This is a genomic window from Allofournierella sp. CML151 (assembly GCF_027853465.1).
Taxonomy (GTDB): Bacteria; Bacillota; Clostridia; order Oscillospirales; family Ruminococcaceae; genus Allofournierella.
Genome location: NZ_JAPNNW010000001.1, coordinates 1 through 20521 on the forward strand (window position 1 = coordinate 1; position 20521 = coordinate 20521).

Genomic DNA, 20521 nt, shown 5'->3' on the forward strand with positions numbered 1-20521 from the left:
CAAAGTGCAAACGCCCCTGTGCGTTAATAGCCGCAAGAACCAGAGGGATGCAGCAAAGCAAAAGCGAGCATACGATCAAAACAGCGCGATGTGCCGCGGGCAAAAGCCCGTGGTGCAGCGCACAACAATTTCCGGGCTCGGAATGGTCGCTGGTTCGATTTGTATTGGCTTTTGTGTTTCGCGTATCGAGTAATCGGTACGCTCTTTCTTTTTGCAAAGGGGCAACGACCGTGATGGACGCAAAAGCTGCGCTGGCGGCAAATATCGTGACTTTGCGCCAGGTTTGTGATAAAGTAAAAGGGTAGAACGATTTATCAAAAGGAGGCGCCCGCCATGGAATCCGCGCTGAAAACTAAATACAAACTGGCCAATGCCCTGAAAGAGCTGGTGGGCCGCGAGCCTCTGGATAAAATCACCGTCAAACAGATTGTGGAGGGGTGCGGCGTGAGCCGTCAGACCTTTTACCGCTGCTTTCTGGACAAGTATGATCTGGTCAACTGGTATTTTGAACGGTTGGTGGAGCAGTCCTTCAAAGAAATGGGCGTGAGCCTTACCCTGCGGGAAGGGCTGCTTAACAAGTTCCGGTTCATCAAAGCAGAACAGAGCTTTTTTGCCTGTGCTTTCGGCAGTCACGACGCCAACTCGCTGATGGCATACGACTATGAATATATTCACCGCTTTTACAGCGAGATCATCACCCGCAAGACCGGTGCGCCTCTCACCGAGGATGTGGCTTTCTTGCTGGAGATGTATTGCCGTGCTTCCATTCAGATGACCGCCAGCTGGGCGGTAAGCGGCATGAAGCGCAGTCCAGAGCAGATGGTGGAGCTGCTCATCGAGGCGATGCCTCAGCGGTTGGAGCTTCTGCTGCGGGACCTTCATCCGGAGGCATGAGCCGTCCCTTTCCGGCCTTTTTGATAAAATTATGAAATGTGACACTGGGATTCATGTGTAACTTGTAAAAGGGAAAATCACGTTGTTATAATAATAACAGTGAAACGCTTCCCGCCGGATTGCAGCGAGAGAAGCGTCCGGGTTTATTTTCATAATAAAAAAGGAGAGGTTTACCCATGGCTAACCGCATTGTTCTGAACACCATTTCCTATCATGGCAAGGGCGCCATCGAGAACATCGTTCCCGAGCTGACCGCCCGTGGCTACAAGAAGGCTTTTGTTTGCTCTGACCCCGATCTGGTCAAGTTCGGTGTGACCAAGAAGGTCACCGATCTGCTGGACGCTGCCGGCTTCGCTTACGAAGTGTACAGCGAGATCAAGCCCAACCCCACCATCGAGAACGTACAGCATGGCGTTGAGGCATTCAAGGCTTCCGGCGCAGACTGCATCGTGACCATCGGCGGCGGCTCTTCCATGGACACCGCCAAGGCCATCGGCATCATCATCAACAACCCCGAGTTCGCCGACGTGCGCAGCCTGGAGGGTGTTGCTCCCACCAAGAAGCATGCCGTGTTCACCATCGCTGTACCCACCACCGCCGGTACCGCTGCTGAGGTTACCATCAACTACGTGATCACCGACGTGGAGAAGAAGCGCAAGTTTGTCTGCGTGGACACCAACGACATCCCCGAGGTTGCTGTGGTTGACCCCGATATGATGAGCAGCATGCCCAAGGGCCTGACCGCTGCCACCGGTATGGACGCTCTGACCCATGCCATCGAGGGCTACATCACCAAGGGCGCTTGGGAGATGACCGACATGTTCCACCTGAAGGCCATCGAGCTGATCTCCAAGCACCTGCGCGGCGCTGTGGCGAACACTCCCGAAGGCCGTGAGGGCATGGCTCTGGCACAGTACATCGCCGGTCAGGGCTTCTCCAACGTGGGCCTGGGCATCGTTCACAGCATGGCTCACAGCCTGGGTGCTGTTTACGACACTCCCCACGGTGTTGCCAACGCCATCCTGCTGCCCACCGTGATGGAGTACAATGCTCCCGCTACCGGTGAGAAGTACCGCGATATCGCCAAGGCCATGGGCGTGGAAGGCACCGAGAACATGACCCGCGACGAGTACATCAAGGCCGCTGTGGACGCCGTGAAGAAGCTGAGCGCTGATGTTGGCATTCCCGCTGACCTGAAGGAGATCGTGAAGGAAGAGGACGTACAGTTCCTGTCTGAGTCCGCTTACGCCGATGCCTGCCGTCCCGGCAACCCCCGCGACACCAGCGTGGAGGAGATCGCTGCTCTGTACCGCAGCCTGCTGTAATCAGCCAATAGAGTTTGATTTTGCGCGCCCCGAGCCCAGGCTCGGGGCGCACTTTTTTGATTGAATCAGCGGGTCGGCTCCAGCTGTGCCCGCAGCTCCTGTACTGCCGCTTTCTCGATGCGAGAGACATAGCTCCGGCTGATGCCCAGCAGCTGAGCCACCTGCTGCTGGGTCAGCGGAGGCTGGCCGCTCAGGCCGTAGCGCAGCAAAATCACCTGGCGCTCCCGGCCGGTGAGCTGCTGTACCAGCGTGCGCAGTCGGCTGGATTCCTCCCGGCACTCGCAGTCCTCGTCCAGCAGAAAGTCGTCTGGTACCACATCCAAAACGGTCAGGTGGCTGCCGTCCTTGCTGGTCTGGATCGGCTCCTGCATGGAAAGGGTGAGCGGTGCCTTCCGCTCCCGCCGAAGGTGCATCCGGATCTCATTTGCTATCCTCACGCAAAAGCGTATTTTTTGAGCTACTGGTAGAGTCTTGTAAGGCTGCATTGTCCTTTGCACCCAATAAAAATACGTGAGCGCATATGCCGTCCCAAAGAACCTTTTGCACCAGGGCGCGAACCCCGGCCCGCTTTTGTTCTACGGTTGTCTGATTTGCGCAGTCCGGGAAGCAGACAAGCTTCTGGCATAAAAGCTCGAATTCCTCAGCAGGGAGTACGCGCTGGTCGAGTGGTTGTTCCAGCTCGTGAATCTCCGATTCCAGCGAGGTACTTTGCGCATGCAATTCCTCGATGCGCTGCCTCACATGGCCAGCAGCGGAACCGCCTTCAAAGTCGGGCAGGGAATCAACGAGTGCGGTAATTTTGCGCTGCAAATCCGCCTGCTGCCGATGCAGGTCTTCCAACTTTTGGTCAGAGCCATCTTCGTCGACGGTACAGAAGCGCCGCCCTTGTTCCAGCCGGGTCAAAAAGGTGTGGGGGTCCTCCTCCAGCGCGTTGATCTGTTCCCAGAGGGCAGTATCCAGCGAATTGCCCCCGGCATTGGCCAGGCTGCAAAGACTTCGTTTACTATGCTCCTTCTGCTTGCATACATAGCGGAAAAGCGGCTTGCCGTCTGCGGCCATCCGCTGGGTAAGCTTGGGGTACATCCGGCTGCCGCAGCGGCACCAGAGCAGACCGGTAAGCAGGGCCTGGTTGCTTCGAGGCTTGCGGTAGGCCTTGCATCGGTTGCGCTCCAGCGACTCCTGAACCTGTATCCAGGTGCGGGCCGGGATCAGGCCCGGATGCTGCCCCACCGAAACGATCCATTGGTTGATGGGCAAGAAGACGGCGGCCCGGCCTTTTTCCTGGTCGGTACGATTATAGGCCAGGATACCCCGCATTCCATCGAATTCCTTCGGTGCGGAGAAAAGCTCTGCCTGCTGCTCCTCGAAATACTGGTAAGCCTCCCGGTCTGCGATTAGGTAGACCGGATTTTGCAGGATGCTTTTGATGGAAAATCGAGTAAAATCCCGGCCGTTTTTGGTTTTTATTTGCAGACGCAGAAGCTCGGCTTCGGTTCGGGTGAGGGAATCGGTTTTCTCGTACAGCTGATAGATGGTACGAACGATGGCGGATTCTTCACGGAGTAGCTTCAGGCGGCAGGCTCGCTTGTTCTTGCCGTCTACCGTAACCGTTTCCACTGCCTCTGAGGTGTAACCGGTGGGGGTGACGCCTCCCAGCCAGCGGCCGGTTTTGGCCAGCTCGTGCATGTTATCCCGGATGCGTTCGGCAATGGTTTCCCGCTCCAGCTGACTGAACACCGACGCGATGTACATCATGGCCCGGCCCATGGGGCTGGAGGTGTCGAAGCTTTCCCGGATGGATACAAAATCGATTCCCAGCCGCCCCAGTTCCTCAATCAGGGCGGAGAAATCACTGATGCTGCGGCTGATCCGGTCCAGCCGGTAGACCACCACAGCCCGGAACTGATGTTCCCGGGCCGCCCGCATCATCCGTTTGAAATCCGGCCGGTTCAGATTTCCGCCGGAAAAGCCCTCGTCCTCGAACACTGCCGCCTGGTCGGCATAGGCTTCCCCAAAGGCAGTGCGGATGTAGGACCGGCACATATCCACCTGATTGCCGATGCTTTCGCCCTTGCCGGTAAAGCGGGATTTGCGGGAATAAATGGCGATGGTATCGTTGTTCTTTTCCATGGTCTTGCCTCCTTTTCCGTAGTAATATTAACGTGAAAACGGAAAAAGATAGACCAGGCTGAAGAAGCAACGGGTGCAGCAGCGTTTTTTTAGAAGAGGTGATTCGGAGGCGGGCAGACGATCTTGCCGGTATTTCCGATTTGCGGTATAGTAAAATCATAACAACCTGGAAATGGGGTGCTGTGAATGTGGCTTGTGAAATTGCCCTTTAAGCTGGTTGCCGTGGTGCTGATGCTGGTGGTGGGAACCATTGGTGTTTTGCTGAAAATTGCGTCCGGACTCTCCCATGTTGTGCTTGGCTTGCTCATGTTTGTGCTGTTTCTCAGCGGAGTAATTGCTGCGTTTCAGGGCAATTGGCCAATGGTGGGCGGAGTTTTTGTGGCAGAGGTGATCTGCTTTGCTGCATCCCTGGCCGCTGCATTGTTAGTGGAAGTGGTGGATGGCATCTTCGGTGGATTGGTGGATTTTATCTACTCCTGAGTTTCAAAGGCCCCCGGCCGCATGGGCTGTTCCATGCAGCCGGGGGCCTTTGCGGTATAAAAGACAGGCTGTGCGCAATAGGATGGAATTAGGCGAAACGGCAGGGAGGGGAAAGAACATGCGAACCAGTGAACCCATCCGAATGATTGTGCACTGCCCGCAAAGCGAAGCGGACAAAAAGGAATTGTCCCGGCGGGTGGCGGAGTTTCATGCGGATTGCGTGCTCAGCGTCATCCGTGGGCTGGACTGCCCTCCGTTACACAAACGGGAACTGCTGCAGGCAGTGATCGATACGGCAAAGAACACTTCTTGACTTTTTGAATGTGAAGTGATAGCATGATGCTTATATTATCGCGCAATGCGCAGATCCTGAATACAGAAGGCGAAATCACTATGGAAGCAATGAAGTACAGCGATACCGTTTTTTCGGTATCTTTGGCCCCGGAACAGGTGGTGGCGGAGGTTCACGCCAACACGGTGAATCTGCCGGAGCGAACGGTTCGGCAGCACGTGGAATATGCGCTGGACCACCCCATTGGCGCCGGTCCCATCGAGGAGGCTGTCCGGCCTGGCGAGAAGATTGGCATCCTGATCTCGGATGTGACCCGCCGCTGGCAGCAGCCCAGCACCTATCTGCCGGTTCTGATCGAGCGGCTGAACCGGGCCGGTATCCCGGACAGTGACATCCTGATCCTGTGCGCCACGGGCACTCACCGTCGGCAGACGGAAGAGGAGCACATCTCGCTGGTAGGGGAGGATCTTTACCGCCGCATCCGGTTTATCGACCATCAGTGTGACGACAAAGAGCATCTGACCTATATGGGAACCTCCAGCCGGGGAACGCCGGTGTGGCTGAACAGCTATGCCATGGCCTGCGACAAGCTGATCCTCACCGGAGGCGTGGTCTATCATTTCCTGGCGGGCTACGGCGGCGGGCGCAAATCCATCGTTCCCGGCATCGCAGGGCGTGAGACCATCAACACAAACCATAACAATGCTCTGAACAAGGGTCTGGGCAGCGGTTCCAATCCCCGGGTGTGCAACGGCAATATGGGGGCGGACAACCCATTCCACAGCGACCTTGTGGAGTGTGCCTCCTTTGCGAAGCCTGCCTATCTGCTTAACGTGATCGTGAACGACGATTACCAGATTGTGGGCGCCTTTGCGGGAGATTGGCAGAAGGCCCATGCGGCAGCGGCTCAGGTGGTGGAGCAGCTGGACGGGGTGGCGATTCCCCGTCGCACACCGCTGGTCGTTGCCAGCGCAGGCGGCTTCCCCAAGGACATCAACCTCTACCAGACCTCCAAGACACTGGCCAATGCCCTTGCTGCAACAGCTCCCGGCGGGACGATGATTCTGCTGTCCCAGTGCCGGGAGGGCTTTGGTGACCCGGACTGCGAGGCGCAGATTTGCAATTACACCAGCATGGAGGAACGGGAAAAGGCCCTTCGGGCGGATTTTTCCATCGGTGGTTTTGTGGGCTTCCTTTTTGCCGAAACCGCAGAGCATTATCATCTGATTCTGGTCACCGATCTTTCCGGCGAACGGTTTGCGAATACCAGGATTCAGATTGCCCGCACGCTGGACGAGGCGCTGGCCCTGGCTGCACAGCACAATGGCGGCAGCCTGGCTGGGGTGGAGACCACTCTCATGCCCCATGGCGGCAGCACCTTTCCGTTGCCTCAGGCATGACGAAACCAGTGCATACAGAGCAAAAGCATCCTCTGACCATGGATTCTGGTCAGGGGATGCTTTTTTGTGTGCATAGATGTTTTTATGCAAGGGGGGTATGGGCGGGGCTTCGGGCAAAAAAGCCGGAGAGGCATTGGTCGCTGATGCTGGCAGCCAGTTGGGGAAGCTCCGGCCGAAGCGTGCTGTCCAGCTCCTGAAGGAAAAAGCCATAGTAGCCGGAAGTTAGAAAGCGCAGAATGGCCTGCAGCTGATCAGCACTGTATTCCGGCGGGACAAGATAGTTTTGCCGTACCATGGTTTCAAAAAAAGGGAAGATGGCGTGATCCAACTTTTGCAGGAAGTCCGGCGAGGTTTCGCCGCGCAGCAAAAGGCGCGGCGGGCAGTGAATAATCTGCTGGTCAACTGTGTGCGCCACAACGATCCCGGCGGTACCATCTGTATGGGAGCCAGGGCTGAGGGCAAATGGCTGGTTCTCTGGGTGGAGGGCGGCACGGTGGAAAAAGCGCCGCAGCCTGCGCACCGTTCACTGGAGCCGGATGGGGGAGCTGCGCATGGGACCGGCCTGCGTCTGGTGGCCCAGATTGCCGCCGCCCACGGAGGAAAAGCGGTGTTCAGCAGCGGAACCCCCTACCGGTGCGAGCTGTGGCTGCCGGTATAAAAAACAGGCTTTGCAATGTGGCCCCCGCTGATTGTCAGGCGGGGGCCGCTCGTGCTATGATAGGGCTATTAAATAAAAGTTGGCACACAGGGGAGGAAAAACACATGGTGTTTCTGATCGCGGGGGCATCGCACACGGGCAAGACCGCACTGGCCCGGCGGCTCGTGGAGCGGTACAAGGCCAACTGCCTGTCCATCGATCACCTGAAAATGGGACTGATCCGCAGCGGCTACACGTCCCTTACCCCCACCAGCAGCGATGAGGCGCTGACCGGCTACCTGTGGCCGGTGGTACGGGAGATGGTAAAAACGGCCATTGAAAACGGGCAGGACCTGATTGTGGAAGGCTGTTACATCCCCTTCGACTGGGCAGCGGATTTTGCGCCGGAATACCGTTCGCAAATTTGCTTTCGCTGCCTTGTGATGAGCGAGGGCTACATCCGCGCCCACTATAAAGACATCAAAGCCTACGCCAATGTGGCGGAGCAGCGGCTGGATGATTCCGACTGCACCCTGGAGAGCCTTCTGCGGGACAATGCCCATACGCTGGAAATGTGCCGGAAACACGGTGTGCCGTATACCCTGATTGAAGATTCCTATCAGATCGAGATCTGACCCAACACAAGGAGGTGGCTGTATGCCCCTGCATATTGTTCGAAATGACATCACCACCATGAAGGTGGATGCCGTCGTCAACGCCGCCAACGAGAGCCTTCTGGGTGGCGGAGGAGTGGATGGGGCCATCCACCGGGCGGCCGGGCCGGAACTGCTGGCGGAGTGCCGCACCCTGGGCGGCTGCAAAACAGGCTGCGCCAAGCTTACCAAAGGCTACCGGCTGCCCGCCCGTTTTGTAATTCATACCGTGGGCCCTGTCTGGCGGGGCGGCGGTCATGGAGAACGGGAGCTGCTGGTGTCCGCTTATCGCTCCTCGCTGGAGCTGGCCCTGGCACAGGATTGCAGTACGGTGGCTTTTCCGCTCATCTCCTCCGGGGTGTATGGATATCCCAAGGACCAGGCCCTCAAGGTGGCGGTGGATACCATCGGCGACTTTTTGCTGACCCATGACATGACGGTTTATCTGGTCATTTTTGACCGGGCGGCCTATACCATCGGCAGCAGGCTCTTTGCGGATATCGCCGCATACATCGACGACCGCTATGTGGAGCAGCACGCCGAAAGCCGGGAAGAGGAGTACCGCCGCGCCATAGCCTTCGTTTGTGCGCCGGCAGCGGCTCCGGGTGTGCCCGAGGGGTTGAACCGGGCGGTGGAGCGGCTGGACGAGAGCTTTTCCCAGATGCTGCTGCGCAAGATCGACGAGAAGGGCATGACCGATGCCCAGTGCTACAAAAAGGCCAACATCGACCGTAAGCTGTTTTCCAAGATTCGCTCGGATGTGCATTACAAGCCCTCCAAGCCAACAGCCATGGCCTTTGCCATCGCGCTGGAGCTGCCGCTGGACCAGGCGCGCCAGCTGCTGGAAAAGGCGGGCTTTGCCTTTTCGCATGCCAGCAAGTTCGATATCATCGTGGAGTATTTCATCGCCCACCAGAACTACAACATTTTCGAGATCAACGAGGCTCTGTTCGCCTTTGACCAGAGCTTGCTGGGCGGCTGAGCCCGGGAAAGGAGAAGCGTTATGCCCCGTATGGATGTGACCGAAATGCCCTTTGCAAAGCTGTATTCCCTGCTGGTGGCCAAGGCCGAAAAAAAGGGCCGCACCCGCCAGGAGGTGGATCAGGTGACCGGCTGGCTCACCGGCTATACCCCGGAACAGCTTGCCGCTATGGAACAGAGCGAGATCAGCTACGGCGAATTTTTCCGCGCCGCGCCCGCCATCAACCCCAATTGCGCACTCATTACCGGCAAGATCTGCGGCGTGCGGGTGGAGGAGATCGAAGACCCGCTGATACGTCAGATCCGCTATCTCGACAAGCTGGTGGACGAGCTGGCAAAGGGCAGGCCGATGGAGAAGATTCTGCGGAAATAATCATCGCACATTATTACAGGAGCGTGCAGCAATGAAAGAGATTCGGAAAAAGCGGGCGGTTGCCGTTCGAAAATGCAACGGAAAGGATGTGATGTGAACCCAAAAGAAAGGACGAAAGCAATGAGCTATATACCGGACCCTAATCAGGTCTTTCCTAACGAATACAAGACCTCTTGTTTTATTAAAAACGTGGTCAAGGCCCCGAACATTATAATCGGAGACTATACCTATTACGATGATGCCCAGGACCCCACCGGTTTTGAGAAGAACAATGTGCTGTTCAATTACCCGGAGTTTGGCGATCACCTTATCATCGGCAAATTCTGTGCCATTGCCTCCGGAACCAGGTTTATCATGGGGCCCGCCAATCATCGAATCAGCAGCGTAACCACCTATCCGTTCCATGTGTTTGGCGGAGCATGGCAGGAAAATACCCCGCCCCATATGGATCAGCTCCCCCGAAAGGGTGATACCGTGCTCGGAAACGATGTATGGATCGGGCGGGAGTGCGTCATCATGCCGGGGGTGAAAATCGGCGACGGCGCAATTGTGGCCGCCTGTTCTGTGGTAACCGGGGACATTCCGCCCTATACGGTGTTCGGAGGCAATCCGGCCCGTTTTATTAAGCAGCGGTTTGATGAAGAGTTGACAAGCCTGCTACTGCAATTCCGCTGGTGGAATCTTGCACCGGAAGCGCTGGTGGAAGTGCTGCCAATGCTCTGTGACCCGAACCTGGAGAAGGTGAAGCAGGAAATAAAAGCAAGACTCACAAGCAAAGCATAAATTTGTCGCCCGTCAGGCGACCCGAGTAAAGCAAAATCCCCCTATACTGTGTTTGTAACCAAAAACATAGTATAGGGGGATTTGTTTATGAAAAAGAATTTGACCGAGCTGGTGTTCATCCTGGACCGCAGCGGCTCCATGCAGGGGTTGGAGACAGATACCATCGGCGGCTTCAACTCCATGCTGAAAAAACAGAAGAAGGAGCCCGGCGAGGCGCTGGTCTCCACCGTATTGTTCGATGACCGGGTCGAGGTGCTCCATGACCGGGTGCGGGCGGACCGAGTCAAGCCCATCACCGACCGGGAATACTACGTGCGGGGCTGCACCGCATTGCTGGACGCGGTGGGCGGGGCTATCCACCACATCGGCAATATCCACAAATACGCCCGGCCGGAGGATGTGCCGGAGCATACCCTTTTCATCATCACCACCGACGGTATGGAAAATGCCAGCCATTGCTATTCCGCCCGACAGGTGCGTCAGATGATCCGGCGGCAGAAAAAGAAGTACGGCTGGGAGTTCCTCTTCCTGGGGGCCAACATCGACGCGGTGGAAACGGCGGGCCATCTGGGAATCAACCCAGACCGGGCGGTGAATTATCACTGCGACAGTGAGGGTACCCGCCTGAATTATCAGGTTCTGGCCCAGGCTGTTTCGGCGGTCCGGTGCAGCGCCCCGCTGGATGCGCATTGGAAAGACGCAATTGAAGAGGATTTTCGCAAACGGGGTGTCCGCCGGTAAGGCGTGTGCTATAATAAAGAAAAATTCGACGCCGGGGAGGAGCTTCCATGCAGTTCGATCAAGCGCTTCTGGAAACCTATCGCACCCTTTTGCAGACCACAAATTTGCAGAAGGCCTATCAGGAATGGCTGCGCATGTTCCGTTATCTGCGTACCGCACTGGAACAACAGCTGCCGGAATACCGGTTTCAGGGTAGCGTCAGTGAAAACGGTATGGATTACGCTTATTTCTCCTTCACCAGTCCACTGCTGAAGGAGCAGGGCCTCAAGCTGGTGGCGGTGTTTGTTCCCGAGCGCTTTCAGCTGGAGGTGTGGCTGTCCGGCGTGAACCGGGCAGCTCAGTGTCGCTGGGCCTCCCGCCTGGGTCCCTGCCTGCCGCCCATGGAGCAAAGCAAGGACCCGGCTCGCACCGATTATCTGGCGCGGCTTCCGGTCCAGGCTGACCTGGCCGACGGAGAGGCCGTTGTGCAGGCAGTGAAACATGCGGTGGAACAGCTGCTGGCGCTTCTTCCGCCCGAATCGTAACAGGAAAAAGGCCGGAGCTTCCGCAAATTTTTCGGAAGCTCCGGCCTTTTTGCTTGTGTTTTATCTGGGGAGATTGTCCGCGTCCCTGCGCTTGGCCGCGTTTGCCGCGGAGAAGGGGCAGCGCGGACCGAGGCATTGGTTGTTTTGCGGGCTGAAGGTGCAAACGGGAACCGTGCGCTCCATCTTCACGCCCAGCTGCTCGCTGGCAAAGTCCACAGCTGCCAGAACGGCCAGGAAGGAATCCCGTTTGCAGCAGCGGGGGCCGCCTACGGTTCCGATGCTGTCCAGTGCGCGGGAGGTCATCCGGTTGCTCAGCCCCCAGGGCTCCCGGGCCAGCGGGGTGGACTGGGTGGCGATGGCGCAGAACTGCCCTGCGCTGATTCCGGCCCCGCAGGCACCCCAGAAGCCGCAGGCCCCACCGGGCACTGCCGTGCCCCGGCTGTACATTTCCCGCAGTGCTGGCTCCAGAGCTAAGGCTCCGCCGGCGTTTTTGTAGGCGGTAAGCAGGGCAGCACCTACCATTACATGGTGTTCAGGTCCGTGCATGTGGCAGAAGGGCAATTCCATCATCCGCCGGAGAATGGCAACCGGGTCGGTGGAGCGCTCGGCCAGGCAGAGGCCGAAAATCTGATCCATGCCTTGGGTGTGGCAGTCGCTGCACACATAGTGGCCGTTTACGCAGCGGGTCTTGCTGAGTTCCTGCTTGTGGCAGATGGCACACTCCATAAGCTGGTCCTGATTCAGGTATTCCAGCGGTGCGCCGCAGATCAGGCATTCTTCCTTGTTCATGTTGTGCTTTCCTCCCATTTATGCAGAACAGCCAGTTGTTCCGGCGTGTGGAACCAGTGTTCACCGCCCTCTATTACGGTGAGCAGAGCATTGCTTTGGCGGGCATACGCTTCCACGTCGGACCGGGGCGTCATGTTATCGGCACTCCCGTAAAGGATATGAAGCGGGCAGGACCAGCTGTGTACCGGGTGCTCACGTACCCAGCACAGATATTTCCAGGACAGTGTCTGCCCGAAGCTTGTGGCGATTTCACCCTGTTGCTGAAGCTGCGTTTCCGTTACACCGGCCCAGCCCATCATGGTCAAAATCAGCTTTTCCATATCCAGAATGGGCGAGACAAGCAGTGCACGCTCAGGCGCTTGGGCGGCCAGCATGGCAAAATATGCGCCGATGCTGTTTGCACGCAGCGAAACGGTGTTCCAATGCATGTGAGCAAAGGTCAGAGCTGCCTGAATGTCAGGGACAGCTGTCCAGGGAGTCAGTGTTTCTCCACGGTTCCGGCGCTGCCCGTGATCAGGCAGATCGACGGACAACACCTGGAAGCCCTTGGGGCAAACCACCTGTGCAAAGGCGGCTGCTTCTTCCTTATGGCCCATCTGCCCGTGGAGAAACAGGTATCCCTGCTTCGAGGGTTCCCCGTATAATACAGCGGGAATGCTGTCAATTTCAAATTGTTCAGTTTTCATACAGATGCCTTGCTCCTGTTTTTCTTCCGACTTGGGGTTCTGAATCAACAGAGATCAGGGTAGCTCTTTTGGCTTTTTGGGGGAAATGGTATTTCGAAGCCCCCGATGCAGCTGACCGTAATTTACAGGAAGATCCACGGCCAACAGGATTTTCGCAAACCAGACAAAGGCCATCAATACCAGAATCGGGATGACGCAGCAGGTTACCAACATAACGGCCAGTGCCTCGATAAAGCGATTGACCATCTCACCGGCCTTGTCGGTGATGCCGGAAACTGCATTGGAAACGCCCTCGGTCACCGAGGAAACCAGACCGGACCAAAAGCCCTCCTCGGATTCGCTGGTGGTGTCTGCGCTGCTTTCAATTTCTTCAGCGGTTGCAGTGGCGGATTCAATGGTCGCCTCGATGGATGCCTGATAGGTACTCTCGATCATGTTGGAAAGCTTGACGCTGGCGGGGATCAGAAGGAAGATCAGCAACCCGAAGATAGCAAGCTTCGATGCCAGCAAACGAAGGCTGTCCCAGTCGAACAGAATGTACGCCACATAAAGCGCGCATGCCACTGGGATCAGCAGTGAAAAGGTGATGGAGCCGGTGATGGTCAGCAGATATTTTTCCAGGAAAATGGCGCACAGAACCAGCAAAAAATGCGAACTCAGGTCTGCGAGCTTGTCGGCAATGGGGGTGGCTACGTCGCCGGGAATCAACGTGATTGCCGCCGAGGCGGTTGCTGAAGCAGCGGACAGCTCCAGCACAGTGGTCTGTTTTTGCTCCAATGCGGTGAGGGTGCCCTTGTGGAAATCGGTGGATGAGGCAAGACCGGACAGCACAAAAAAGGACAACACCGCGATCAGTACAGGAATTATGATGTGCAGGCTTTTCTTTTGTAAGGTTTCTTTCATGATTGACTCTCCTCTTTTTTATTCGACTGCCTTGATTTGCAGTCCATTCCGGCAGGCAGCTTTGTCGCGTTTGTCACCTCCGTTAAACTGCCTGCTCTCATAATGAGCTTTGTAATTTTCGCGAAGCAAGCACAGGCGGGCCGCAAATTAATATCCGCCTGTGTACAGTGTGCGTTGCATCCGCTCCAGCCCGGTGCCCAGGCCCTCAAAGCCTGCGCAGCGGCTGAGGCGGGTGTTCACCGCGTGGTCCAGCAGAGGCTGGGGTTGACTGGAGGTGTCCAGGCACAGGTCCAGCGCCAGCACGTTCTCCCAGGCCCGGTTGAGAAAGGCCACCTCCCGGCGGCCGTGGGTACGGGTGAGGGTGAGATTATCCGCCCGGCGCAGATAGCCTTCTGTCTGTGCCGGGTCGAACCCGGCGGCGGAAAGGCTCTCGGCCAGTCCCTGGCGGAACAGGCCGGGCAGGTCCGCCCACTGGAAGGGGGAAACGTCATAGTACACGAAGGTATAACGGGTGTGGCAGTGGACTGCCAGCAGACATTTGCGCCCCTGCAGGTCGATGCAGTGCAGATCCCAGCAAAAGCGCCGGTCCGGCTCGATGCGGTAGCCCGGCGTTTTCATTTTCAAAAAGCGCTGCAGCGGAAAGGTCAGTCCCAGTTCCATCACGGCACCTCATGGGGAATGAGAATTTTCTCCACCCGAATTGTTCCATCCGCGATCTCCGCCAGCATCATGGTGATTTCCTGATGAAAGCGCCGGGGGCCGCAGGAGCCGGGATTGAGCCAGAGCAGGCCGTCCTTTTCCTCCTGCACATATTTGTGAGAGTGGCCGAACACCACCGCATTCACACCGGAAAGGTCTGCGGGCAGCTCTTTTTTGTTGTGAACAAGTAAAAAGGTCACGCCGCCCAGGGTAACGGTCAGATCGTGGGGGATGGCCTCTGCCCACTCCTTGTCGTTGTTGCCGCGCACCACATACAGCGGCGCGTGCTGCTGTAGTTGGTCCACGATGCTCTGCTTATTGATGTCGCCGCCGTGCAGGATGGCATCAACATCTTTCAGCCGCTCCAGAACCTCCGGGCGCAGCAGGCCGTGGGTGTCGGAAAGTATGGCAAGCTTCATGGTTGAACCTCATTTTTTCAATTTCTTTTGCAGGTTGCAATAAAACCGGCGGGCGTTTTCCAGGTCTTTGTCGTTGGGGTGACCCTTGGCGATGCCGCCCACCAGCTTGAAGGGGCCGAAGGTGTCAAAGCCCTTGCAGCTGAATTCCCCAAGCACCGGGCAGTGCTTTTGGGCGGCGATCTCGGCCATTGCCTTTGCACCGGTGCCCTTTGCACCGCCGTAGGTGTAAACGAAGAACACTGGCTTGCCTTGAGGCAGCTGCTGACGGGCGAACTCCACCACGGCCTTCTGGAATTCAAAGCCGTAGATGCCGGAGGCAAAGCCCACGCAGTCGTAGTCCGCAAGACTGGCGGTTTTCTGCCGAGTCACGTCAATCAGGTCGATTTCACCCGCACCGGCCATGGCATGCAGTACCTTCAGGGTGTTGCCATGGTGGCGGGAGTAGTAGCAGATGGCGGTTTTCATCAATCATTTCCCTCCTTGCAGGGTCCAGCCGAAGTCGTTGTGGTAGATCATCTGTCGGGTCATGCCGCCGTCAATGCAGATGTTCTCGCCGGTGATAAAGCCTGCCTTCTCCGAGCAGAGGAACAGCACCATGTGGGCGATGTCCAGCGGGTTGCCCACCCGCCCGGCGGGGTGCTGGTCCGCGTCCGGGCCCTGGTATACCGTGTAATCCGTGTCGATCCAGCCGGGGGAGATGGAGTTCACCCGCACCCGGCCCGCCAGGCTCACCGCCAGCGCGTGGGTCAGGGCAGAAATGCCGCCCTTGGCCGCAGTGTAGCTCTCGGTCTGAGGCTGGCTCATCCGATCCCGGGAAGAGGAGATGTTCACGATGGCCGCCCCGGGCGCAAAATGGGGCGTGAACAGCTTGGTCAGATAAAATGGCGCGGTGACGCCCACCCGCAAGGCGTAGTTAAACTCCTCGTAGCTGCAATCGCAGATGCCTTTCATCAGGGGCAGGGCGTTGTTGATGAGGTAGTCCACATGGCCGTGCTCAGCAATGACCTTTTGCGCAAAGCGCTCCAGAACGGTTTGGTCGGCAAGATCGCCCACAAAACAGTCGTTCTCCAGCAGGTCGATGATGCACACCTGAGCGCCCTCCTTGCGGAACTCCTGGGCAATGGTCTTGCCGATGCCCTTGGCTCCGCCGGTGATCACCACCACCTTGTTTTCAAATTCCGGCATGGGAAAATCCTCCTTAAATGATAATGCCCTCACAGTGGTCAATTTCGTGCTGGATGATCTGGGCCGTCCAGCCGGTGAAAGTCTTCAGACGCTCCTGAAATTTCTCGTTCTGCCAGCGCACCTTGATGGACTGCCAGCGCTTGGTGGGGCGGGTGCCGGTGAGGGAAAGGCATCCCTCCTCGGTGTCGTAGGGGCCGGATTTTTTGATGATCTCCGGGTTGAACATCACGGTGTAGCCGTCTTCGTCCTCAAAGGCAATGATGCGTTTGTTCACGCCGATCATGTTGGCCGCCATGCCCACGCAGCCGTCCTGGTGGTGCTCCAGCGTCTCCAGCAGGTCCAGCGCAACGGAAATGTCCTCGAGGGTGGCAGGCTCGGCCTTTTGTGCCAGAAATACTTCGTCCTTGCAGATGTCTCGAATCATGACTTGTTCTCCTTATGGGTTTGAATCACTACCGCGATGGTCGCAGCAGCCAGGCGGGAGCCTGCTTCACTGGGATGGCCACCGTCGGCGGCGTATAAATTGCATGTATCCGCCAGTTGGTAAAATTGCAGTCCTACTTCGGCGAGGAGGGCCTGGTTCTCTTTGGCGGCGGTGCGATAAGCTTCGGCCAGGTTATGGGCCATCTCGTCGTAGTCCCAACCCTTGGCCGCCAGTTTAGAACTGCCCTTCTGATAGGCCCAGGTGGCATAGAGAACGGGTACGGCCCCAGCTGCCCGGATCTGTGTGCACAGCTGCTTTACACTGGCGAAAAAACGCTCGGGGGAAGAAATCGGCCCGTGACTCATCTCCTGCAGGACCACATAGTCCCAGTGTTCCTGGCTCAGCGCTGCCTGGGTCTGCGCACCCAGGCGGGTTTTGGGGTTCAGTTGCTCCGAAAGCCTTGCTCCGCCCCGGGTGTGGTGCACCACCTGCGCGCCGGTCAGCAGTGCCAGCATTCGGGGCATGTCGTTTGCAAAGGTCAGGCTGTTGCCCAACATGAGAATACGGTAAGGTTCACCGGGGTTTTCCATGCAATGCACCTCCTGGTAGGAATTGATACAGAAAAATTATAGCACAGCCACCCGGGAAATACCATGAATCCCGAGTGGCTGTGAAACGGTCTGCAGCGAAAAAGCCGGAAGGTCTTCTTCCGGCTTTTTATGGCGAATTTTCCTTGGGTAACCCCGCATAATTCACGCCTCACGGCTCAGGCCGTGTTGCTTTGCTTTCCGCCATACCATTTCGCAGCATACAGAGGGTGGTAATTACAATGATGCTGTAAATCACGGCACTGGAGCTTGCCGTAAGAGGAAGCATACTGGAAGTGTCGGAAGACTCCTGATTTACAAGAATCAGGGTGCTTTGCAGAGTCAGGATGGAAACCAGCGCATCGATGAAATTGATGACTCGAAGCTCTGAGATAAGAAGATTTTGGTGGGGAGCGCGCTTTTGCTTATGGATGTGAAGGGATGCAGCGATGATTTTGTAGGTGATATAGGTTGCCATGGCGATAGCAGGATGAATCCCTATGTTCGTGGGTTTGGCCAGAAGAGCCATCAGTACGATGGGGGTAATCAGGGACAGATCCAGCAGCAAAAGCATCAGGGAACTGATCAAAAAGATTCGCCGGCGGCAGACGCGGCGCATTTCTTCCGGTCGGGAAGTGTTACGCTTTTCCGAGAGCAGCACGCAGCCGCGAATTGCCGTCAGAAGCAGATAAAAAATGCCGATGCTTTTGTGCCAGGCGGAGGAAAAGCATAGTCCAAGGTAGCCGTGGTAAAAAGCGAAAAGCAGCGTGACACAAAAGGAGACGCAGGCCCCCGCCATAGTCTGGAAGGAATAATCGCGGCGCCACCTCTCCACGGTTCGCCGGAGCCTGCCGCGAATGGATTGGTCAACCATGAGCGCCTCTTTTCAGCAGGGTGATAACTGCGGAGGCGCTTTTGGGGATATGTTTGGTTTTGATGGCTTTAGCATAGATTTTATCAGTGTTCATGAAACGGTTCCCCTCTGGATGATTGTTTTGGTGCGGCTGCTGATATAAGCATAGAGGATTTTTGCCGGAAAGAGAACGACAAATTTTCAAGAATGTGCCGATTTCAAGAAAAAACAAGCCGGATGCACTGGGGCATCCGGCTTGTTTTGGAATTACTGTTCGGTTTCATAGGGCCAGGTGTTGATGCCGCCGAATTCATAAATGCCGGTGTAGCCCAGCTCCGCCAGAGCGGCGGAGGCCGTTTTGCTGCGGTTGCCGCTGCGGCAGTAGACCAGCACGGTGGAATCCTTTTCCGGAATGACCGATGCGGCGGTGTCGTCATCAATGGTGCCCACCGGCAGCAGAACCGCACCGGGAATGTGGCCGCCGTCGTATTCACTCTGCTCCCGCACGTCCAGGATGATGACCTCCTCGGTGTCCATCATCTCTTTTGCCTCTTCCTGGCTGATCTGCTGGTAGGTGCCGCCGGACGATGCCCCGCCGCAGCCGGTGAGCAGCAGGATGGGGGAAAGCAGGCAGAGCAATGCAGAAAAGATTCGTTTCATATGGATACCTCCAAACGGGTTTTGTAAATGATTTGGCTGAAAAGGGGAAAACGGGAGAAAATCAATATTCAGTGCGGATTTCATCCTCGCCGATGCCGTAGAGCTGCCGGAACCGCTCCAGGTCGGCAGAAGTACGGATCAGCATCACCTCGGTGATTTTACCGGTACGAATATCCCGGAAACCGGCCACCTTTTCGCCGGTGCAGATGCTGGCGCGAATCACCGGCTGCTGGTTTTCCTTATCGTAGCTGTGGATTTCCTGTTTCTTTCGAAAGAACAAGCCCATCCCTCCCGGCGCATCGGTTTTGTGTCCTTATCATACTGTTTGAGCCGTAAAGCTGTCAACGCCCAAATGGAACGAAATCACAGTGAGGGAAAATCACTGATGTTTAAAAAAGACTGGCCATACGGCTTGATGAGAACGAAGTTGATTTCTATAATGGAGTAAAGTACAGTTTACAAGGGACTACACAGGGTAGGTATCTGACGGGAGGGGTGCCGCCAGTCAGATTTTCCATGTGATGTTCAAGCTGTCGCTTGTGGCGGCTATGGTGGTGATCATCAAATCCACCACACGCCGCTTGTCATCAAAAGATACATTCTCCCAGGTATCGAGGTAGCCGGAAATCTGGCTGACCTGTTCCGGGCTGATGGCCTCCACAGTCAACTCCGCTATCCTTGCCAGAAGTTCCTGCTTGCGCCCGTCCAGTTCCGCTATCTTCACATTCACATAGGAGAACAGGACATTGTTTGCCCCCGTCAGACTGTCCACCAGCTTTTCAATCTCGCTGTCTACATGGGCAAGTTCCACTTGCAGGGCGGTGATTTTCGGGTTTGCCTTTGCCGCTTTCTTTTTTCCTGTCAGCGTCTTGTAGCTTGCCAGCTTCTTTACCATCTGCTGATAAACAACCGCTTCCAGTTCCGAAGTGATGATTTTCCCACAGCCAGGACAGCTTTTATTGTCCAGCCGTTTCGTGCAGCGGAGATACTGTTTGCCGGAGGGATTGTAGATACTCATAAGAGCATACCCGCAATTCCCGCACTTGATTTTTCCTGCCAGCCATGTGTGGGTGGCTTTCCGGGCAGACTGGATTTTCATGTTGTTCATCAGCTTCTTGCGGCAGGTCAGCCAGGTGTCGGAGGGGACGATACCCTCATGGGGAGCCAGTACCAGCATTTGGTCTTTTAAGTCGTTTTTCTTGCTGGCCTTTACATCTCGCCCTTGATACAGATAGCAGCCGTTCATGCCCGTAAAATCGGCAACGTCATTGACAATGACTGTACCTTGACTTTTGAAAAATTCGTACACATCAAGGTCTGCCTGCACATAGACAGGATTGCGTAACATCTGCGCCAGCGTGGGGCGTATCAGCTCTTTGCCATGGAACAAAATCCCCTGTTCGGCAAAGTACCGGGTAATGTCCCCGTAGGAAGTTGTGGGCTGGGCGTACATCTCAAACATCAGCCGGATATTGGCCGCTTCCTCCGGGTTTACCACCAGCTTCTTTGTGTTGATACCGTCCATCTTGATAGGCTCCGTATGGAAGCCGTAAGGGGCTTTCCCGCCCATCTTAAAGCCCCGCTGACTGCGGGAGTAGTAAGCGTCCGTTACCCGCTGCTGTATCGTTTCCCGTTCAAGCTGGGCGAACACGATACAGATATTCAGCATGGCCCGTCCCATCGGCGTGGAGGTATCAAACTTTTCCGTAGAGGACACAAACTCCACATTGTACTGCTGGAACAGCTCCATCATGTTGGCAAAGTCCAGAATGGAACGGCTGATACGGTCGAGCTTGTAAACCACGACCTTTGCAATCAAGCCCCGCTTGATGTCCCGCACCAGTTCTTGAAACTTCGGACGGTCTGTGTTCTTGCCGCTGTACCCTTTGTCTGTGTATTCCTTGCAGTTACCGCCTTTCAACTCGTATTTGCAAAATTCAATCTGGCTTTCAATGGAAATGCTGTCCTTTTTGTCTACCGATTGTCTTGCATAGATTGCGTCTATCCGATTGTTCATATTGTCGCTCCTTTTCTTAAAAAAGAAACGGAGCTGCTGACAGTTCTATTATACCGCCAGCAGCCCCGCAAATCAATGATGGGTTT

The 20521-nt window shown here is 56.2% G+C and carries 29 protein-coding genes; 13 read left to right on the forward strand and 16 right to left on the reverse strand.

Translation table 11 applies throughout. The features are described 5' to 3' along the window. From PH256_RS00005 to fucO, 3 genes are all read left to right on the forward strand, one after another. A partial coding sequence (locus tag PH256_RS00005; protein ID WP_270912477.1) for a hypothetical protein occupies positions 1–305 on the forward strand: 305 nt, incomplete at its 5' end. A gap of 28 nt (positions 306–333) precedes the next feature. Next, entirely contained in the window at positions 334–894 is a 561-nt protein-coding gene (locus PH256_RS00010; protein WP_087185531.1) for a TetR/AcrR family transcriptional regulator C-terminal domain-containing protein, read from the forward strand. Between the two features lie 176 nt (positions 895–1070). Further along, positions 1071–2219 carry a lactaldehyde reductase gene (gene fucO, locus PH256_RS00015; protein ID WP_087185532.1) on the forward strand — a complete coding sequence of 383 codons (1149 nt, stop codon included), beginning with the start codon at positions 1071–1073 and terminating at the stop codon, positions 2217–2219. Between the two features lie 65 nt (positions 2220–2284). On the opposite strand, the gene PH256_RS00020 is transcribed toward fucO, so the two are convergent. Together PH256_RS00020 and PH256_RS00025 are read right to left on the reverse strand one after the other, a co-directional pair. Then, entirely contained in the window at positions 2285–2656 is a 372-nt protein-coding gene (locus PH256_RS00020) for a sigma-70 family RNA polymerase sigma factor (RefSeq protein ID WP_270912478.1), read from the reverse strand. Then, positions 2640–4349, reverse strand: coding sequence for a recombinase family protein (locus PH256_RS00025; RefSeq protein WP_270912479.1), 1710 nt, complete (start codon positions 4347–4349; stop codon positions 2640–2642). The genes PH256_RS00020 and PH256_RS00025 overlap by 17 nt, the downstream gene beginning before the upstream one ends. 186 nt (positions 4350–4535) lie before the next feature. Between PH256_RS00025 and PH256_RS00030 the strand changes: the two genes are divergently transcribed. The 3 genes from PH256_RS00030 to larA all read left to right on the forward strand — a co-directional run bounded on the left by PH256_RS00030 (position 4536) and on the right by larA (position 6521). Further along, positions 4536–4829 carry a hypothetical protein gene (locus PH256_RS00030; protein WP_087185340.1) on the forward strand — a complete coding sequence of 98 codons (294 nt, stop codon included), beginning with the start codon at positions 4536–4538 and terminating at the stop codon, positions 4827–4829. A gap of 118 nt (positions 4830–4947) precedes the next feature. After that, positions 4948–5142 (forward strand): hypothetical protein, encoded by a 195-nt coding sequence (locus PH256_RS00035; RefSeq protein WP_270912480.1) that lies wholly within the window; start codon positions 4948–4950, stop codon positions 5140–5142. An 80-nt stretch (positions 5143–5222) separates the two neighbouring features. After that, the gene (gene larA / locus PH256_RS00040; protein ID WP_270912481.1) at positions 5223–6521 is read left to right on the forward strand and encodes a nickel-dependent lactate racemase; all 1299 of its coding nucleotides are present in this window, start codon (positions 5223–5225) and stop codon (positions 6519–6521) included. Between the two features lie 82 nt (positions 6522–6603). On the opposite strand, the gene PH256_RS00045 is transcribed toward larA, so the two are convergent. Beyond that, positions 6604–6816: a hypothetical protein gene (locus PH256_RS00045; protein ID WP_143424575.1), complete on the reverse strand. Its 213-nt coding sequence runs from the start codon at positions 6814–6816 to the stop codon at positions 6604–6606. Positions 6817–6840: 24 nt separating this feature from the next. Between PH256_RS00045 and PH256_RS00050 the strand changes: the two genes are divergently transcribed. The 7 genes from PH256_RS00050 (at position 6841) to PH256_RS00080 (ending at position 11213) form a co-directional block, all read left to right on the forward strand. Beyond that, positions 6841–7179, forward strand: coding sequence for a sensor histidine kinase (locus PH256_RS00050; protein ID WP_333766160.1), 339 nt, complete (start codon positions 6841–6843; stop codon positions 7177–7179). A 56-nt stretch (positions 7180–7235) separates the two neighbouring features. Continuing rightward, the gene (locus PH256_RS00055) at positions 7236–7793 is read left to right on the forward strand and encodes a zeta toxin family protein (RefSeq protein ID WP_270912483.1); all 558 of its coding nucleotides are present in this window, start codon (positions 7236–7238) and stop codon (positions 7791–7793) included. A 22-nt stretch (positions 7794–7815) separates the two neighbouring features. Continuing rightward, positions 7816–8793, forward strand: coding sequence for an O-acetyl-ADP-ribose deacetylase (locus tag PH256_RS00060; protein WP_270912484.1), 978 nt, complete (start codon positions 7816–7818; stop codon positions 8791–8793). 21 nt (positions 8794–8814) lie between these two features. Next, the gene (locus PH256_RS00065; protein ID WP_270912485.1) at positions 8815–9165 is read left to right on the forward strand and encodes a DUF2200 domain-containing protein; all 351 of its coding nucleotides are present in this window, start codon (positions 8815–8817) and stop codon (positions 9163–9165) included. Positions 9166–9285: 120 nt separating this feature from the next. Next, positions 9286–9948: a CatB-related O-acetyltransferase gene (locus PH256_RS00070; RefSeq protein WP_270912714.1), complete on the forward strand. Its 663-nt coding sequence runs from the start codon at positions 9286–9288 to the stop codon at positions 9946–9948. Between the two features lie 87 nt (positions 9949–10035). Further along, entirely contained in the window at positions 10036–10689 is a 654-nt protein-coding gene (locus PH256_RS00075; RefSeq protein ID WP_270912486.1) for a vWA domain-containing protein, read from the forward strand. A 47-nt stretch (positions 10690–10736) separates the two neighbouring features. Then, positions 10737–11213: a DUF7000 family protein gene (locus PH256_RS00080; protein WP_270912487.1), complete on the forward strand. Its 477-nt coding sequence runs from the start codon at positions 10737–10739 to the stop codon at positions 11211–11213. Between the two features lie 60 nt (positions 11214–11273). On the opposite strand, the gene PH256_RS00085 is transcribed toward PH256_RS00080, so the two are convergent. From PH256_RS00085 to PH256_RS00145, 13 genes are all read right to left on the reverse strand, one after another. Continuing rightward, positions 11274–12002, reverse strand: coding sequence for a DUF5714 domain-containing protein (locus PH256_RS00085; protein ID WP_270912488.1), 729 nt, complete (start codon positions 12000–12002; stop codon positions 11274–11276). Then, positions 11999–12736 carry an alpha/beta hydrolase gene (locus tag PH256_RS00090; RefSeq protein ID WP_333766162.1) on the reverse strand — a complete coding sequence of 246 codons (738 nt, stop codon included), beginning with the start codon at positions 12734–12736 and terminating at the stop codon, positions 11999–12001. Before PH256_RS00090 ends, PH256_RS00085 begins: the two co-directional genes overlap by 4 nt. 6 nt (positions 12737–12742) lie before the next feature. Then, positions 12743–13591 (reverse strand): hypothetical protein, encoded by an 849-nt coding sequence (locus PH256_RS00095; RefSeq protein WP_270912489.1) that lies wholly within the window; start codon positions 13589–13591, stop codon positions 12743–12745. Positions 13592–13738: 147 nt separating this feature from the next. Beyond that, entirely contained in the window at positions 13739–14251 is a 513-nt protein-coding gene (locus tag PH256_RS00100) for a DUF6933 domain-containing protein (RefSeq protein WP_270912490.1), read from the reverse strand. Further along, a complete protein-coding gene (locus PH256_RS00105; protein WP_087185352.1) occupies positions 14251–14709 on the reverse strand; it encodes a metallophosphoesterase family protein in 459 nt (152 codons plus the stop codon). The genes PH256_RS00100 and PH256_RS00105 overlap by 1 nt, the downstream gene beginning before the upstream one ends. A 9-nt stretch (positions 14710–14718) precedes the next feature. After that, positions 14719–15174 (reverse strand): flavodoxin family protein, encoded by a 456-nt coding sequence (locus PH256_RS00110; protein ID WP_087185369.1) that lies wholly within the window; start codon positions 15172–15174, stop codon positions 14719–14721. A 3-nt stretch (positions 15175–15177) separates the two neighbouring features. Further along, the gene (locus tag PH256_RS00115) at positions 15178–15894 is read right to left on the reverse strand and encodes an SDR family oxidoreductase (protein ID WP_270912491.1); all 717 of its coding nucleotides are present in this window, start codon (positions 15892–15894) and stop codon (positions 15178–15180) included. Positions 15895–15907: 13 nt separating this feature from the next. Beyond that, a complete protein-coding gene (locus PH256_RS00120) occupies positions 15908–16318 on the reverse strand; it encodes a peptide deformylase (protein WP_270912492.1) in 411 nt (136 codons plus the stop codon). After that, positions 16315–16875: an SGNH/GDSL hydrolase family protein gene (locus PH256_RS00125; protein WP_270912493.1), complete on the reverse strand. Its 561-nt coding sequence runs from the start codon at positions 16873–16875 to the stop codon at positions 16315–16317. The genes PH256_RS00120 and PH256_RS00125 overlap by 4 nt, the downstream gene beginning before the upstream one ends. A gap of 202 nt (positions 16876–17077) precedes the next feature. Continuing rightward, complete coding sequence (locus PH256_RS00130) at positions 17078–17779, reverse strand: hypothetical protein (RefSeq protein ID WP_270912494.1); 702 nt, start codon at positions 17777–17779, stop codon at positions 17078–17080. Positions 17780–18025: 246 nt separating this feature from the next. Beyond that, positions 18026–18418, reverse strand: coding sequence for a rhodanese-like domain-containing protein (locus PH256_RS00135; RefSeq protein ID WP_270912495.1), 393 nt, complete (start codon positions 18416–18418; stop codon positions 18026–18028). A 61-nt stretch (positions 18419–18479) separates the two neighbouring features. Beyond that, on the reverse strand, positions 18480–18704 hold the full coding sequence (locus PH256_RS00140) for an aspartate dehydrogenase (protein WP_087185358.1): 225 nt from the start codon (positions 18702–18704) through the stop codon (positions 18480–18482). 219 nt (positions 18705–18923) lie between these two features. After that, positions 18924–20435, reverse strand: a complete 1512-nt coding sequence (locus PH256_RS00145) for a recombinase family protein (protein ID WP_270912496.1) — start codon at positions 20433–20435, stop codon at positions 18924–18926. Positions 20436–20521: the final 86 nt, after the last annotated feature.